The sequence below is a fragment of the Trichocoleus sp. ST-U1 genome, assembly GCF_039961835.1.
GTDB lineage: Bacteria > Cyanobacteriota > Cyanobacteriia > Cyanobacteriales > FACHB-T130 > FACHB-T130.
In genome coordinates this window covers 105578-121091 of the sequence record NZ_JAMPJZ010000008.1, presented here as the reverse complement: position 1 = coordinate 121091, position 15514 = coordinate 105578, and the positions used below count along the sequence as shown (strand labels likewise).

General features: G+C 48.3%; 15 protein-coding genes. 9 read left to right on the top strand and 6 right to left on the bottom strand.

Annotated features, from left to right (window positions below; translation table 11 throughout):
- Window positions 1-125 precede the first annotated feature (125 nt).
- Entirely contained in the window at window positions 126-788 is a 663-nt protein-coding gene (locus NDA06_RS05345) for a class I SAM-dependent methyltransferase (RefSeq protein ID WP_190677041.1), read from the bottom strand.
- Between the two features lie 86 nt (window positions 789-874).
- On the opposite strand from NDA06_RS05345, the gene NDA06_RS05340 reads away from it, so the two are divergent.
- Window positions 875-1282 carry a hypothetical protein gene (locus NDA06_RS05340; RefSeq protein WP_190438906.1) on the top strand — a complete coding sequence of 136 codons (408 nt, stop codon included), beginning with the start codon at window positions 875-877 and terminating at the stop codon, window positions 1280-1282.
- Window positions 1283-1319: 37 nt separating this feature from the next.
- Here NDA06_RS05340 and NDA06_RS05335 read toward each other — a convergent pair whose 3' ends face one another.
- Window positions 1320-1778: a hypothetical protein gene (locus NDA06_RS05335; RefSeq protein WP_199302907.1), complete on the bottom strand. Its 459-nt coding sequence runs from the start codon at window positions 1776-1778 to the stop codon at window positions 1320-1322.
- Window positions 1779-1920: 142 nt separating this feature from the next.
- Here NDA06_RS05335 and NDA06_RS05330 point away from each other — a divergent pair, with 142 nt between their 5' ends.
- Window positions 1921-2691, top strand: a complete 771-nt coding sequence (locus NDA06_RS05330; protein ID WP_190984589.1) for a hypothetical protein — start codon at window positions 1921-1923, stop codon at window positions 2689-2691.
- A 329-nt stretch (window positions 2692-3020) separates the two neighbouring features.
- Here NDA06_RS05330 and NDA06_RS05325 read toward each other — a convergent pair whose 3' ends face one another.
- A complete protein-coding gene (locus NDA06_RS05325) occupies window positions 3021-4358 on the bottom strand; it encodes an N-acetylmuramoyl-L-alanine amidase (protein ID WP_190984576.1) in 1338 nt (445 codons plus the stop codon).
- Window positions 4359-4566: 208 nt separating this feature from the next.
- Here NDA06_RS05325 and pgl point away from each other — a divergent pair, with 208 nt between their 5' ends.
- The 7 genes from pgl (at window position 4567) to trpA (ending at window position 9538) form a co-directional block, all read left to right on the top strand.
- Window positions 4567-5292, top strand: a complete 726-nt coding sequence (gene pgl, locus NDA06_RS05320) for a 6-phosphogluconolactonase (RefSeq protein ID WP_190532955.1) — start codon at window positions 4567-4569, stop codon at window positions 5290-5292.
- A gap of 110 nt (window positions 5293-5402) precedes the next feature.
- On the top strand, window positions 5403-6182 hold the full coding sequence (locus NDA06_RS05315; protein WP_190413566.1) for an FHA domain-containing protein: 780 nt from the start codon (window positions 5403-5405) through the stop codon (window positions 6180-6182).
- Window positions 6183-6419: 237 nt separating this feature from the next.
- Window positions 6420-6569 (top strand): hypothetical protein, encoded by a 150-nt coding sequence (locus NDA06_RS05310; protein WP_190677045.1) that lies wholly within the window; start codon window positions 6420-6422, stop codon window positions 6567-6569.
- 77 nt (window positions 6570-6646) lie between these two features.
- Window positions 6647-7138: an FHA domain-containing protein gene (locus tag NDA06_RS05305; RefSeq protein WP_190984575.1), complete on the top strand. Its 492-nt coding sequence runs from the start codon at window positions 6647-6649 to the stop codon at window positions 7136-7138.
- 905 nt (window positions 7139-8043) lie between these two features.
- Window positions 8044-8256 carry an NAD(P)H-quinone oxidoreductase subunit L gene (gene ndhL, locus NDA06_RS05300; RefSeq protein ID WP_190413562.1) on the top strand — a complete coding sequence of 71 codons (213 nt, stop codon included), beginning with the start codon at window positions 8044-8046 and terminating at the stop codon, window positions 8254-8256.
- 24 nt (window positions 8257-8280) lie between these two features.
- Window positions 8281-8592: a DUF3007 family protein gene (locus NDA06_RS05295; protein WP_190413560.1), complete on the top strand. Its 312-nt coding sequence runs from the start codon at window positions 8281-8283 to the stop codon at window positions 8590-8592.
- Window positions 8593-8740: 148 nt separating this feature from the next.
- Complete coding sequence (gene trpA / locus NDA06_RS05290; protein ID WP_190984574.1) at window positions 8741-9538, top strand: tryptophan synthase subunit alpha; 798 nt, start codon at window positions 8741-8743, stop codon at window positions 9536-9538.
- Window positions 9539-9632: 94 nt separating this feature from the next.
- Here the strand turns inward: trpA and cheB are convergent, their stop codons facing one another.
- The 3 genes from cheB to NDA06_RS05275 form a co-directional block, all read right to left on the bottom strand.
- On the bottom strand, window positions 9633-10685 hold the full coding sequence (gene cheB / locus NDA06_RS05285) for a chemotaxis-specific protein-glutamate methyltransferase CheB (protein ID WP_190428709.1): 1053 nt from the start codon (window positions 10683-10685) through the stop codon (window positions 9633-9635).
- Between the two features lie 54 nt (window positions 10686-10739).
- On the bottom strand, window positions 10740-13256 hold the full coding sequence (locus tag NDA06_RS05280; RefSeq protein ID WP_190984588.1) for a hybrid sensor histidine kinase/response regulator: 2517 nt from the start codon (window positions 13254-13256) through the stop codon (window positions 10740-10742).
- Between the two features lie 259 nt (window positions 13257-13515).
- Entirely contained in the window at window positions 13516-15096 is a 1581-nt protein-coding gene (locus NDA06_RS05275) for a methyl-accepting chemotaxis protein (RefSeq protein ID WP_190525026.1), read from the bottom strand.
- Window positions 15097-15514: the final 418 nt, after the last annotated feature.

Below are 15514 nucleotides of genomic sequence, written 5' to 3'. Positions count from 1 at the left end.
ATCACCTTCTGACGCAGGTCATAACTATAGGGGTTTGCCATGAGCAGCTTGAATAACTTCAGGACAACAGGTGATCTCTACTCTACGTCCTAACTATCTTGGCGGTTGCTATATCTTCGATTTCCTTATCGCTTAACCGCTAAGGTCAATCCATCTGCTATGGGGACGAGACTGATAGAAACTCGTTCGTCGCGGTGCAATTTTTCGTTCAAAGCTCGGATATTCTGGGTACTGTTATCCCGATCTTGAGGATCGGCAACTCGTCCACTCCACAAGACATTATCGATGGCAATTAAACCACCGGGACGCACCAGCTGGAGCGATCGCTCATAATACCCGTCATAATTACTCTTATCAGCATCGATGAACGCAAAATCAAACGTTTGTGCCTCCCCCTGTGCCAATAGCCGATCCAGCGTTTCCAGCGCCGGTGCGATTCGCAGATCGATCTTGTCCGCCACCCCAGCTTCCTGCCAATAGCGCCGCGCTACCGAGGTAAACTCTTCACTGACATCGCAAGCAATAATCTTGCCGTCTGGGGGAAGTGCCAAAGCCACGCACAAAGAACTGTAGCCAGTAAATACGCCCACTTCCAAGGTTTTCTTTGCCCCCATTAGCTGAACCAACAGCGCCATAAATTGCCCTTGTTCTGGGGAAATCTGCATCCTGGCGTAGGGATGATTGGCCGTTTCTTCCCGCAGACGGCGAAGAATCTCTGGTTCTCGCAAGGATGAAGAAAGTAGGTAATCGTAAAGCTGGTCATCTAACCCTAGGGCCTTTTTTGACATGATGGATTTAGAACTCGAAGAACGCACACAGCCTATCCTATCGTTCTGGTTGTGATACGTAGGAAATAGAGGAGAAGTTAAACGCCATGCTGCGAATTATTTTGACAGTGATTTTGCTGGGACTGCTGACAGCTTGCGGCATTGGTGTACCCGCACCAGGTGGTCAACTGGTACAGAAAGCGATCGCGCTTCAAGTCAGCCAAACCCAAAAGCAGCTGAGTCAGCAGTTATTCCAGCAACCCTCTAGCTTTGAAATTGCTCAAATACGAGTGACTCACGAGGAACCTTTGTTGATTCAAAAGTTACCTGCCTACCACATCCAAGGCACCTACAACTTTACCCTGCAACGTTCCAACCATCAGGTAACTCAACAACAAAACCACTTTGATATCTACTTGCAACGCCAAATCGAAGGTAAAACTTGGCGTCTGGCGATTCCCCAATCTACTAGCACAAACACTGAACCGACTTGGCGCACTTGGTTGATTCAATAAACTGATTTTGAGCCATCAATATTTAATAAATTTCTGTTTATCCGGTCCCATCGTTTTCTGCAATAACAAAAAAACCAAATGCTTCAATTAACGCTTCCATACAGCCTGTACTGCCATAGGGATAGGCGTAAGAGTAAAATTCAAGCCTAGCTTTATCCGCAGAAATCATCCGACAGGCAGTTAGTTGGTACTCACCATCTTTGAAGGCATAAATCATAGACTCAAAATCCCACGGAGTTTCTAGGCTAGGGTCAGTCCACCTCTGTTCCACAGGAGTGGCAAACCAGCGACGGTAATGTTCAACCCGTTCGTCTTCAGTAGGCCACCAAAAATGGGATAATGCTTCATCATCAAAAAAGGTCAGCCAATCTTTGTCATCGCGCCATAAATTTGCATCTTTGTCTTTCTTAATCTCATAAAAAACTCGACAAAGGGCATCGAATCGGTCCCGCTTATTTACTTGAAACTTCACAAATTCACCAATCTCATCCTTCATTTTCTTTCCTTCGCGTTCTTTGCGTCTTCGCGGTTAAAAAATCCAACTCATGTGAAAGTTGCCAAACTATCACAAACCGCTCTATTACCGCAGCTATCTCCAGCCACGATTGAGGCAATTCCTTCAGGCAGAGATGACTGAGATGTATTTCAACTTTATTGGTTTCAGCGTGGGATTAGTGGTTTTAGTGCTGGTCGCTTTTGGTGTAGTGCAAGGCTTAAATGTACCAGCAGGTAATTTTATCGATTGGGTAATTGGTGCGGCGAGTTTTTGGTGGCTGCTGGTGATTGTGACAGTTCCGTGGAATATCCACTTTGACGCGAAAGAAGTCATCGCAGAAGCAGCACTGTCAACCGAAAAGGGAATTGCGATTGATGAGAAACAAGTTAAGTATGCCAAAGCGATCGCAAATCGGTCATTTTGGGTAGCGATCGCGCTCCATTTTCTCTCTGCTGCTGGTCTTTATACGCTAGCTGTAACCGGCATCAGTGCCGTTGGATACGTCAGTTCCGGTGCCGCTTTACTATTAACGGCTTTGCGTCCCGCCGTGCGAACCTACGAATATTTAGCCGCCCGGTTGTCGATGATTCGCCAAGAATTTCAGTATCCCCGCCAAGATATTTGGGAACTCCGCAACCGCTTTGATAATTTAGAGTATGCCGTCAGGCAATTAGAAGCGCAAATGAATCCTGAAGATCCATATTCTTTTGTCGCCACTCAACAGCGAGCGGGCGATGAAACTCGCAAAGAATTAGCCCGCGTGAATGCCACAATTGAAGAACTGCGAGCCACAAACCAAGCCGATCACGAGCGCTTATCCAGAGAAGCGAAAAATGCGATCGCTCAACTCAGCGCAGATGGGCAATTTCTCGACCACGTCCGCGAAATTATCCGCTTTTTCAAAACCGCCTAATCAGAAGAGAGGGAGAGGGCTGAGGGCTGAGGGCTGAGGGCTAAGGGTGAGGACTGAGAAGGGGGAGAGGTTTGAGGGCGAGTAGAAGCACGCGAGATATGAAACAGTAAGAGAGTTGAAGTTAACTTATTGCGCCCAAGGCTAAAGTGTTGAATCTGGAGTTCTGTTGTCTCTCCCTTATCCCTTGTTAATACCTCAGCCCTCAGCTCCCTCATTCACGCCCTTATCTAGGGGTTTTTTGTGAACTGGAGCCTCTCCCCTCCTCAGCCCTCAGTCCTCAGCCCTCAGTCCTCAGTCCTCTCCCCTCTCCCTTCTCCCCTACTCAATCCTTACAAGAATCCCGCTGACTCATACAGCCTTCTGAGAGTTGCCTCAATCTTAGTCCCGTACTGCGGATCTGCTGCCCACCGTCCGCTCAACTGAGAAATCAGCGGCGCGACGCCCCGCGTCACAAAGCGAAAGCGCGGATCGACCAGTTCCTGCACCAAAGGCTCCAAACTCGCGTAAGCTTTCAAGTGTTGGATATGGGCGCGGACACCAATTCTGGCGCTGGGGAAGGTCGCGCTCTCAGAAGCTCCGCCGATCGATCCCAAAGCGGCAAAATTATTTTGGCTGGGCTTAATGTCACCCCCAAAGCGCAAAAAGCCGGTTTCTACACACATTTGACAGAAAGCAATGTCATAGTTGACACCCTCAATTGTGGCTTCTTCCCGGTAAAGTTTGGGTAAGTCGGGAAACTGGGCAAGGGCGTTCTCGTTATTGGCTTTGAGGAACATAATCATCTGTACCTCGGAGGTATTGCCATATCCCATAATCCGGTCTAGTTGACCGGGACAAATGGGTAAAATGGAGCGCAAAGACAGGGTGCGGGTGGCGCTATCCCAACCAACCGAGATATTAAAAGGTCGAAGTTCAATAGCTTTGATATAGACGACACCTCGGTAGGACACGCGGCGGACTGAGGTGTTATTTGTCAAGTCAATTGAGAGCCTATCCACCAGGTCAATAGGGATGTAGGCGTTGCTATTGATGAGAACGCCCTTCTCCCCATAGACCTGGTTATTAATGTTGATATTGATGGAAGGATAGGTGGGGGAAGTGCCTGGATCGGGGGTGGGAGTACCGCCTCGGCTCCAAGATGCCAATCCGTCTGCAATTCCTAGCGCGATGTCGCGGCGGCGATTCTGAATTAAGAATCGGTCATCTGGGTTGGTGAGATAGCCAACTTCCATCAGCAGGGAGGGAATAAAAGTGTCGCGGCAGAAGCTCAGACGTCCGACGCCGGTGGCGGTGTCTGGTTTGACTCCCCGGCTGGGCAGTTGGGGAACGCGGCGCAAAAGCGCCAAAAGTAGCAGTTCGGCATTCTGCTTGCGTTCCTCGTTGCTGGAAATGTAGAAGACCGTAGCGCCACGAGTCGCCGGGTTAGAATAGGCATCGGCATGGATTTCTAGCGCCACGTCGCCGCTCCGAGAGCGGGCGTTGATCCAGGAAATCGACTGCGTTGAGTTCTGATCGTCTGGGACAGAAAGAACTTCAAAACCCCGCGATCGCAGTTCGGGTACAATCTGGTCGCGCAGCAGAATCATCTCTTGAGCCTCTGTGGTGCCACCTGCTTGCCCTCCTGGCTCTCCAGCACCATGACCGGCTGAAATAAAAATTCGTCCCATCTTGAAGGATTCCCCCAGCGCTAAAAGTAATCTATATTAATCAACCACGATAAGGATTTCCGGGTGCTACGGCTAGTCCAACTTAACGCTTCCTCTTTGAGAACAGCGAATAAATTGTTCCAGACACATATATTAATGGGTACTAAGAAGAAGAAACTGTAAGATTTTCGGTATGGTAGAGCTGGAAATCATCAATTCATCCCCATAGATGAACAAAATCGTTGAAGTCTTACCAGATAAAACGGCGCTGATTGAGCGATCGCTCCAAGTGTGCGTTGAGCAAATTCACGCCACAATCGAACAGCGATCGCTCTGTACTATCGCCTTATCCGGTGGTAGCACCCCCAAGCCGTTGTATGAAGCGATCGCGACCCAAAATTTGCCTTGGGATAAAATTCACATATTTTGGGGCGACGAACGCTACGTGCCGCCAGACCATCCTGATAGTAACCAAGGGATGGCGCGGAGTGCATGGCTGGATAAAGTAAATATCCCAGCCGCCAACATCCACCCCATGCCAACCGATGAAGCCGATCCATCTGTTGCAGCGGATAAGCACGAACAACACATCAGGGAGTTTTTTCAAGTTCAACCCGGTGAATTTCCAGCGTTCGATCTCATTTTGTTAGGGATAGGAGACGACGGACACACAGCTTCTCTGTTTCCCCACACAGAAGCACTGAATGTACGCGATCGCCTGATTACCGTCGGCAACAAAGATGGGCAACCCCGGATCACCTTCACGGCACCCCTAATTAACCATGCTCGGTGTGTCATATTTGTGGTTGCCGGTGCGAGTAAACGACCTGCTCTCGCTCAGGTTTTTGCTCCTACCGCTGACGACCAAACCTATCCCAGTCGGTTAATCCAGCCCCAAGGCGAACTTTGGTGGCTTTTTGATGAGGCTGCCGGTCTTGAATTAAGCCGGTCTTGAACTAGCTGGTCTTAAACTAAAAAGTTAAGACGCCTCGCCATTCAGACTATATTTGAATTTCCACCTTCCACTCCCATCTCTAGGAGGGATACAGCCTGCAAGGAGGTTTTATGATTGTCTGCCCGAATTGCAATCACCAAAATCCTGATGGAGCAGCCCAGTGTGAGGCTTGCTACACCCCCTTACCCGCCACCACCGCTTGTCCCAACTGTGGCGCACCCGTCCAAACCGACGCTACCTTCTGCGGTCAGTGTGGTTCTAACCTGCGACCGAGCAGTCCAGGTGAGGTAGGGGCATCGACAGGACTAGACCCGTTCCCCGGCGTACCGGACTTAATGGCACCCGATCCGCTGGTGGCACCCGATCCTTTAGTGGCTAGCCCTCAATCATCAATGCCCAGCTCTAGCCCGGATGTACCCGCTCCGGTGGCACCCGTTCCAGCTACAGTGGTCAGTCAGCCACCCGCACAGGAGCAAGCAAGCGTTACCCCCCCGGCGGCTTCTAGCAGCACTCCACCCGCGTCCGCAGCAACTTCTGGTAGCTCAAAAACGCAGCTACAGCAGCAGAATGCCCGTTTGCTGCACGTCCAAACGGATACGATGATTGAATTGCCAGCACAACTGTCGGTGATTCACATCGGCAAGCCAAACGACCAGATTCCACCTGATATTGATGTTTCAGGATTCCCCAATTCCGAGATTGTTTCTCGGATTCATGCGGATATCCGTGTGGAGGGAGATGCCTTCTACATCGAAGACGTTGGGAGTGCGAATGGCACCTACATTAACCATAACCCCCTGCCTAGCGGCAATCGGCACCGTTTAAGAACCGGCGATCGCATTGGCCTAGGCAAAGGCGACAAGATGACCTTCTTGTTCCAACTCTCTTAATCCCAGAGGCTGTTCGATGCGATCGCAAAGCCTGAAAAGCCTGCTGCATCGCCTCTTGGGGTGAGGGGTCATGGCAATTGCAGACTGTTTTTTTAAGTGATAGGCTTGAGGGAAACAATTCGGCATCGGACTCAGGTTTATGTAAATTCCACAGTTATATAAACCTGTGATGGGAGAAATTGGGAATCCCGGCGAATCAATTCGGGGGATACACCGACTTGACCCCCTCATGATACGATGCCATTGGTAACACCCGTGGGTGCCTTGGAACTAAAAACGCGAAACCCAGGTGGAACGAGGTCAAAAGGGTTTACAATTCCATCTGCCCACGTTCTACCCATTCGCGGTCTGACTCCAGTCATTGGGGGATTCATTTCAATTCATTGAATGGAGGAAGTCACGTCAGTTGACAGTGTTACGAGTCCCAAGCCTAGAGACGGAAATCTTTAGAATATGTAACATCGGTGATTACCCTGACCCTGCTGCATCCTATCCAATCTATACCAGTTCAGAATTGGACTTTTGAACCCGAATCAGTAGTAATTCGGATTGGACGGTCAACCGAGAATGATGTCATTCTTTACAGTGCGGTTGTTTCTCGACACCACGTCGAGATTCGGCGTAGTGGTTCCGATTGGGAAGTTGTTAGTTTAGGTGCCAACGGCACCTATCTCGATGGAAAACGCATCGACCAAGTGCCGGTGGTCGATGGGATGATTATTCGCCTCGCCAGCTCCGGCCCCCAAATTCAAATTCGGATTGGCTCGGCAGAAACTAAGGCAAGGCTAAATACGGTTGCAGGTAAGCAATCGGTCACTCGAAAGTCTGAAGAGAAATCCAGAGATAGAGAGACTTTCATAGATGCCCGTTCGCTTGAACCAGATGAAAAGAATCAACCAAGCGTGAAGCTGGTTGCTGCTTTGGAAAATCTTGGTAAATCTAAAAAATTACCCTAGGGTTGCCAAGATTTTGTCCTAGGTCTTTACCATCGCAATTCAAGGGTTGTATGGAATACATCCGTAGGGGCATGGCAATCAAAAAGCCCCTACCTAATGGGCGCGGTTAAAACGTAGAGCCGCGATATCTTCCACTCAACTTAAGAAACGCTATAAACAGGTATTGAGCTAGCAATAAGCGAAAATGCCAGTAAAATGCCTATCTCACCACAATGCTATCTCTCAGACAGCGACGGATTGCCGATCTGGAGATAGCATTGATTTTGGCTTGAATTGAAATGGGGGCAGAGGGACTTGAACCCTCACGACCTTTTACGGTCAACGGATTTTCATTCTCTCGCAGCTTTCGCTACTGTCTTTTACGACTTTGAGAATTGGACTCTCCCTTTACCCTCGGCTTGACGTTAGGGTAGCTCCCGTCGAGTCTCTGCACCTTCCAAAGAGTTTTGAAGTTTGGTTTTTGAGTTTTGAGTTTTAAATTCACTCAGTCCTCAGTCCTCAATCTTCAAGCACTGACTTTGGCTTGGCTCAGGATTGCCATGTCTGTTGCCAGATTTAGGTTTCCCTGAATTTGAGAGCCGTCACTTGACAGATTTCTCCATCAAGGCTCAGTTTTCTAAGTCCGTAGCGTCTGCCATTCCGCCATGCCCCCCCGATGGGGAGAAGTGTCGTTACGTATCTTCTACAAAACTAACTTCATTGTCTATTGCACCATTAAATGGGGACTTTATGCAACTATTCCTTTAGTAGTCTCACTAATTAAGCGGCTGATTCCAGCAAACGGTAAAATATGGACAGTTCGTCGGGTGTCTAAACGGAGAGTTCTCTGTTGGGAGACTTTTTGTGTTGATGTCCGCGCCGGGACGCCGGTACTCGCGCTCGTTCTTCTACTGCCAGAAAAAATTATGATGGTTGCGATATTGTATCTAGTTTTGAGTGGAGCCTACCTGGTAGTGATTCCCTTCGCCCTGTATGCCTACCTGCAACAGCGTTGGTATGTTGCTAGCTCCTTTGAACGGAGTTTCATGTATTTCCTGGTTTTCTTTTTCTTCCCAGGTTTGTTGCTCCTCAGCCCATTTTTGAATTTTCGACCCAAGCGGCGGCAAGTTCAGAGTTAAGGTTTGTCGTTGGGTAAGCGCTAAATGCGACGAATTGACATCATTGGAATTGGCATCGGCGTCTTTGCCGCCGGTGGAATTGTGTATTTGCTGTTGCTGGTGGCTGGGCTAGATAGCCTGGAAGCGGGGATTTGGAGTCAAGTTTTCCTAGTGGGCGGGTTGGTTGGCTGGCTGCTGACCTACCTGTTCCGAGTCGGAACGAAACGGATGACCTATAACCAGCAGCTCAAAGACTATGAAGAAGCCGTTTTACAAAAGCGACTGGAAGAATTGACGCCAGAAGAACTGGCTCAGCTGCAAGCTGAAATCGAACGGGAAAACAAATTAAAAAAATAGCTGATAGCCGTTAGCGGTCAGGTGTGTAGGGGCACGGTAATGCTGTGCCCGTATAAGAGCCTGTAGTTTCTTGTTTGCCCCTGACTGCTGATCCGTGAATTGCTAACGCCCGAAGTGCCACTGACCACTGACCACTGATTTTTGACAAATGACTTCAATTTCCGAGTGCTTTGAGTCTCTCGCGCGTCGCTCTGAATGTGCCTTAATTCCCTTTATCACGGCGGGAGATCCGGATCTGGAGACCACGGCTAAGGCGTTAAAAGTTCTTGATGCCGCCGGTGCTGACATGATTGAACTGGGCGTTCCCTATTCAGATCCGTTGGCAGATGGACCCACGATTCAAGCTGCCGCGACTCGCGCCTTGCAACGGGGAACCCGCTTGGAACAGGTAATAGAGATGGTATCCGGGGTTAGCAAAGAGGTGCGATCGCCTATCGTCCTATTTACCTACTACAACCCGATTCTAAACCGAGGCATTGAACCGTTCTTCAAGCAGATTGCGAATGCTGGGGTGCGGGGATTGGTCGTGCCAGATTTGCCATTGGAGGAGTCTTCCAACCTGCTGCAAACTGCTGCCAGTATGGGAATTGATGTAATTTTATTGGTCGCGCCTACCAGTTCTCCAGAGCGAATAGAAGCGATCGCGCGTCAGTCTCAGGGATTCATTTACTTGGTGAGTGTCACTGGCGTAACGGGAATGCGCTCTGGACTGGACTCGCGGGTGCAAGATATCCTCAAGCAGATCCGAAGCGTTACGGATAAGCCCATCGGCATTGGGTTTGGCATCTCCGAGCCAGAACACGCCCGTCAGGTGAAAGACTGGGGGGCAGATGCTGCAATTGTCGGGAGTGCCTTGGTGAAACGTTTGGCAGAAGGAACACCCGAACAGGGACTCGATGCGATCGCTGAGTTTTGCCGGAGTTTGAAAACGGCGATTACAACCTAACCCCGTTTGTAAAGTAGTGAGTTTTAAGTGATGAGTTTTGAATTAAAAAACTCATCACTTAAAATTTTTGTCCGCCCAATTACCGATTAAATAACTAATCGCCACCCCTGATTTTGGCGAGTAACATGGGCGCGATCTCGGTGACGGGCAAAACATACTGTGCTGCACCGAGGGCGATCGCTTCTTTTGGCATTCCAAACACCACACAGCTTTTCTCATCTTGGGCAATGGTAACGCCACCGGCACGAGCGATCGCTTCCATCCCTTCCGCACCGTCTCTACCCATCCCAGTCAACAATATCCCCACCGCTCCTTGACCGTAGAAACTCGCCACCGACTTAAAAGTAACCGTGACAGAAGGGCGATGTCCCCCCACTGGCGGGGCGGCAGAATGACAAAATCTGCCTTGAGTATCCAATTCTAAATGCAGCCGTTCCGGTGGAAAATAAATCGTTCCCGCTTTTGGTATTTCCCCAGCACGGGCAATTTTGACGGGCAAACGACATTCCAACCCTAACCAATCCACCATTCCCTGCAAAAAACCCTCGCTGATGTGTTGAATACAAATCACCGGGAGGGGGAAATTCGCTGGCAGATGGATAAGAATGTTGTATAAAGCTTGCGGTCCTCCAGTAGACGCGCCAACTACCACGATTTTGGATTTTTGATGGGGGATTTTAGCTTGAGAATTTATCGTCGAAAATTTAAAATCTAAAACTGGCTTCTTCCGATACTGGGTAAAGACACTCACGCCAGCGAGGATTTTAATCTTGCCAATTAACTCCTGTTTTACCAACTCATAATCCGATCCCGCACCACCACGAGGCTTGGGAAAAATATCCACTGCCCCCGCCTCTAAAAGCCGGAAAACATTTTGCCTATCCTCTTCCTGTACCGAAGTGCTAATCACCAGAATCGGACGAGGATAAGTTGCCATAACCTCAGAGATAAATTCCAGACCGTCCATCTGTGGCATATGTAGGTCTGTGCAAATCACCTGTGGCGAACAAGAAGGAATCAATGCCAATGCTTCCCGACCCGTTTGAGCCATTCCCACCACTTCAATTTCTGGTGAGGATGACAGAATCCGTTTCAGCACTGCCATTGCAATCGCAGAATCGTCTACTAATAAAACTCGAATTGGCATTTTGTTCATTGCTAATTGCTAATTATTCAAAAGCCATTAGCGATTAGCGATTAACTACACAAGTCTTCTTAAGGTTTCTAATAATATTTCTTGGTTAAAAGTGCCTTTGGTAATGTAAGCATTCGCACCAGCTTCTGCACCTCTGCGTTTATCTTCATCTGAAGCCAGAGATGTCACCAGAATGATTGGAATTTCATTATATTCCTTATTCTGGCGAATCTTTGCAGCAAAACTCAGACCGTCCAAATTCGGCATTTGCACGTCGGAAACCACCGCATCAAAAGAACGAGTTTTAAGTTTGTTGAAACCGTCCAATCCGTCCACTGCTGTTACCACTTCATAACCGGCACCCTCCAGAATGCGTTTTTCTTGAGTGCGAATGGCAATGGAATCTTCTGTTAACAAGATTACGGGTTTTCTGGCGTCTTCTGTAATGGGTGCAAACGATTTCACAAGCGGGTTTCGTTTTCGCACAGATTTAATTAAATCTGAAGGATTTAAAATCATGCAAACTTCCCCGGTACCGAGGATAGTTGCGCCAATCACATTGCGAACTCGTTTGAGCAATTTACTTTGAGATTTGAGTACCACATCCTGTTGATCTACCCAGCCATCAACGAATAGTCCCAGTTGATCATCTCCCACTTTCAAAATAATGCAGGGCAGTTGTTCTAAATCGGTAGAAGTCGTTCGTTGTCCGTTGCTACTGGCGACTGGCAATTCCAGCAAATCTGCCAGTCGCGCGACGGAAACCGGGTGTCCATTCACAACAATGGTTTCTCTGCCTTCAATCGTAAAAATTTGATTCTGGGAAATCAACCGCATTGTTTGCACAAACTCCACTGGAAGGGCGTAAGCTTTTCCGCTCACTTCCACAATCAGTACCGGCGCGGTTGCCAGGGTCGTGCCTAAACAGAGCCGAAGCGTGCAGCCTTTTCCAGGTGTTGATTCAACCTCAATGCTGCCTTTGAGACGTTCTACATTGGTGCGAACCACGTCTAACCCTACGCCTCTGCCTGAAACCTCGGTCACAAAAGTCCGCGTTGAGAAACCAGGGGCAAAAATCAACGAGTGAATTTGAGCCGGTGTCATGGCTGCAAGTTCTTCTTCCCGACAGAGTCCGCGTTTGAGAGCTGTCTGCTTAATCTTTTCGATGTCTAATCCTTGCCCATCATCCTTAATGGCGATCGCAATATTTGTGGCAGTTTGGTAGCTTTTGATCTGAATAGTAGCGGTACGGGGCTTTCCCTGCGCTTCCCGCTCTGCTGGTGTCTCAATACCATGATCGACGCAGTTACGAAGGATATGCATCAAGGGATCTTTCATTTCTTCCAAGATGCGCTTGTCCGCTTTAGTTTCGCCGCCTTCAATGACCAGATTGACTTCTTTATTTTGCTGTCTGGCTAAATCCCGTACCATCCGGGGAAATAACTGAAAAATGGTGGATAGGGGCAACAGGCGGAGAGTGCGAATGCCTTCTTCCAAGTCACCGGCAATGGTGTCCAGTCTGGCGGTATCTTCATAGATGGCATCTCTTAACTGGTTGATCAGAACTCCCAGGCGCTCATCGAAGTCCTGTAGAGGCTGGCTTCCCCCGTTCATACTGTAGGAGTGTCCCCCCAACGGCGCTGTAGAGATGGGGTCTCTCCGCCCGTTCTGAGGGGAAGCAGTGAAACTTACCGCTTGCCTGTCACCTGTTATCTTTTCTTTGTGTAGGCTCAGGGCTGAAGTTTTCTGCACGCTTAGACGGCTCGACTCCTCCCATAGCGTCACGATTTCCTCAATTTCAGCGAGTCGATGGGCAATGCGGATTTTGGTAACGGTGAGTTCGCCTGCTTGGGTCAGCAATGCATCAAGATTGCGGGTTTCGACGCGAATCGTTTCGATGCGGTAGGGTTCGCCGAGGGCAACGGGGGGGGAGTTTGGGTGTTGAGAGCCGTTGTGCGAAAAGTTGGGTGGACTGTCCTTACTGTTGGGAGCATCAGGGGCAGGTTTGACACCCACCTCCACTGGTGTGAGGGATGCGGGTGTTTGGAGAAATGTTGTCTGTAATACTTCTATGTTGGCGGATGTTTCGGGCAGTTCGGAAGTTATATCCGGGGAAAGGGTTTCTTGCTCAATTGCTTCCTCATGTTCTGGCTGAACGCCTTCTTGGTCTAAATAATTCTGATTATTCTGATTCGCTGGAGTTGTAAATTCAGCTCCCATCATGTGGGCGAGGACGAGAAAGGTGTTGATACCTGTGGGTTCCCCGGTGACGGCTTCGCAGACCAGTTTGCGAATGGCATCTAAGCCTTGATAGAGGCGATCGCATATTGCAGATACCAGTTGTGTCTCGCCACGTTTGACACCTCCCAAAATATGTTCCAGCTGATGGGTGAGAGTTTCCACATCGCGCACGCCCAGCATTCGAGCATCACCTTTGAGACTGTGGGCTTCCCGCAATAATTCTTCTAGTCGAGCTTCGTCGTTGGGGTACTTTTCTAAATGCAGCAACCCATCATCAAGTTTCTGCAAATGTTCTTCGCTGGCAATTTTGAATAAATCTCGGAGTTCGTCGTCTTCTATCATCATGGTTAACTGAGAAGCTTTTAGCTTTCGATTCTTAGTTTTAGAGATAATTAGCCGTAATTTTTTGGGATATTTTTAAGCGAATATAGCAATCCTGATTGAATAGTGAAATTTTCTTTTGTTAACGAACCGCGTTGGCGGAGCCTGTGCCTTAGCGCTTAGACGCTCTAGCAAAGCAAGGGGAAGCTCAGGACGCCAAGTAAGAGAGAAAAAGGAGCAGATAATTTTACGACTTTTGCACGGATTGCTATAGGATTCGCTACACCACTGACTTGAGGTTCAGAGCCGCTTCATTCAATCTTTGGATGCCGATTTTAGTTTGAGTAATGCCACTGGCATTTTCTTTAGCTGCGACATTAAGGCTGCTCATTGCATCAACGACTTGTTGAATCGCGATCGCTTGTTGTTTGGCAGAAAGCGAAATTTGTTGACTGTTTATGGCGATATTTTCGATGGCATCAGCCACGCCGGTGAATGCTTGTGCTGTGCCCTGAGCGGTTTTCACCCCAGCTTCCACCGTTTTCGTCCCTTCATCCGTCACCATCACCGTGACATTGATCGCGTTTTGAATATCGCTAACGAGGACGTTAATCTTTCCGGCAGATTTCTTACTTTGTTCTGCCAGTTTGCGAATTTCTGCCGCCACCACCGCAAAGCCTTTGCCGTGTTCGCCAGCTCGAACAGCTTCAACGGCTGCATTCAGTGCCAGCATATTCGTTTGGTTGGCTAAGTCGCTCACCAATCCAGAGATATTACCGATTTGATTCGTTTGCTCGGATAGACGGAGAATTTGAGAAGCGATCGCTCCCACTCTATCCTTGAGCAGCGCCATTTCCTCCAAAGTTCGCCCGACGGCTTGGCTTCCACCCTCCGTCAGCGACAGCACTTGCCGCGATCCAGTTGCTGCTGCCTCGGCTTGCTCTGCTGATTGCTGGGATGAAGCACCCAACTCATCCATCGTGATCGTGGTTTGATTTACAGACGCCGCTTGTTGAGCTGCCGTGCGTTCTTGTTGCTCTACCGTGGCAGCGATTTCTGATGAAGAAGTGACAATCGTGTTGACAATGCCAGATATTTTGGCACCGAGCGGCTTAGCAATCGTGATGCTGAAGAAAACACCAAAAATAATCGCAGTCAGGGGGCCAAGAATCATCCCAACAAACACCCAAAAAGAGGTTTGAGCCACATCTGTTTCTGCTACCTTCTGGGCTGCTTCCCCAAAGTTCTGGTTGTATTCCACAACTGCTAGCACCGATTCTGTGGCTGTGTTAAATGAGTTTAGTTCTTCATTTGCTGCCAGTTCGCTAAGTTCGTCCAGCAGGGCATCCGCCGCTTTTGCCCGTGCAAATTCTGGTGAAGTCTGCCTCTCCTGACTTACAAGCTCAGCCAGCCGATTCGCAGGATCTAAGACGCCCAGTTTGGCAAATTGTTGATAAATACCCAGGAATCTTTCATGGTCTTGCTGCCACCTTTTCCAGTCCCCAAGAAATTTTTGATAGAGCTTTTTTTCGTCGGCAGTCTGTGAAACTGACTCATATTGTTTAAACCCTTCATCAATCTGCGCTTTAGCATTTTTAATTCTATTCAATTCAAACTGGCGATTTTCGGTTTTCAAAAATGTATTGAGTAGCGCTCGTTCCGATGACTGGATTTGGGTCTGTCCTTCATTGATTTTCCACAATCCAGTTACGCTAGGCAAAGTATTATTCCCCAGTGTATTAATATGGTCGCCCAGCCGAGTAGCTCCGCTCCAACCTACGAGAGCAACCACTAATACAATTAGACCCATTAGTAAAAATGAGCCGATTAATCGAGATTGTAAAGATAAACTTTTAAACATCAGACTTATCCTGCATTATTAAATTCGATGATTGGGTAAAGATTGAAGTCAGCTTTGTTTAGATTTTGTCGCTAAGTTTGATTTTGCTCGTACTAGTATTTTTTTGTTTCCTCAGTCAAGCCAGCATGACTCGCTGGATAGCGATCGCTCAGGGCGATGCAAGGAGTGAGAGACAGTTAGTAACTTAAAACACTGTAGCTAATTTACCCTTTTTCTGACTTTTCGTTTTTAAATTTAATACACCTAGAGGATTAGTATAAATACTGGTGATAAATTCTTCTTAGGGCAGGTTCTCCTAAAAAATTGAATTGCCAAAGAGAGGATTGTTTAGGAAATGTAAAATTTCTTAGTTAAACCTGCGCCTAACATCTCTATAATCCACCAAGAAAATACTCTTTGGAATTTTTTTAAAAATCTA